Annotated in this window: 1 protein-coding gene; it reads right to left on the reverse strand. The window is 29.9% G+C overall.

Annotated elements, in window-relative coordinates:
* Nucleotides 1-497: 497 nt before the first annotated feature.
* The gene (locus AC1DUW_RS30735; RefSeq protein WP_053346211.1) at nt 498-683 is read right to left on the reverse strand and encodes a hypothetical protein; all 186 of its coding nucleotides are present in this window, start codon (nt 681-683) and stop codon (nt 498-500) included.
* Between the last annotated feature and the right edge of the window lie 194 nt (nt 684-877).

Genomic DNA, 877 nt, shown 5'->3' on the forward strand with positions numbered 1-877 from the left:
TTGGCGCATAGCGCATAGTCCTATTCTAGACAAAACCCTTAATAATGTTTATTGGCTCCATCATGGGTTAGTAAATCTATATGAACGATATACAAAACTACGTCAGACTTAAACTGAACCGCCGTATACCGAACGGTATGTACGGTGGTGTGAGAGGTCGGAGGCTAGGCACCTCCTCCTACTCGATTTTATGCAACTAATGGGGCATGATTGTGGAGGAATGATTTTGAATAAATTCTTCATTTCTGTAAAAAGACAATAAAGTTATTTAATTTTAAAACCTAAAACAAGCATAACCCCGTTCTAAATTTAGGACGGGGTTAAAATATAGTTGTTTAATTTTCGATATAAGATACTTCACTGTGCTTAAAAATATAACTATAAAGTCGTTTAAAAATCTAAGTTTTATTCAACAATAGCGCCCTATTCTGGAATAACTAAAATATAGACTAAGTCCTCAAATCACTGCATAATCGGAGATTAATCAACCCGTAAGCTTAATAATTTTCAAGTTCTATATCATTAAATAATACATCAATGCTAACGACTGCTGAATCATCATCAGTTGGAATATTAATATCAAATATCCATGGATTATTAATCAGCATCTCAAAGTCTAAGTAATCATGCTCATTATGTAACTGGGGATTTTCACCAAGAGGAATTTCTACAATTTCAACCATTATGGTAAATATAATACTTGAATGAATAATGAAAACGGATAATCAATAATATTAAATAATAAATTAATATTATTGATTTTTCGGATTAAAAAATTTAAATTTTATTATTTATATTTTTAATTCCTTGTTATATAATCGAATTAACTAAAAGGAAGGAATTTCATTATGGCTTATAAAGTAATCACAAATTGTCC

The sequence above is a fragment of the Peribacillus sp. P4_C12 genome (assembly GCF_056402095.1).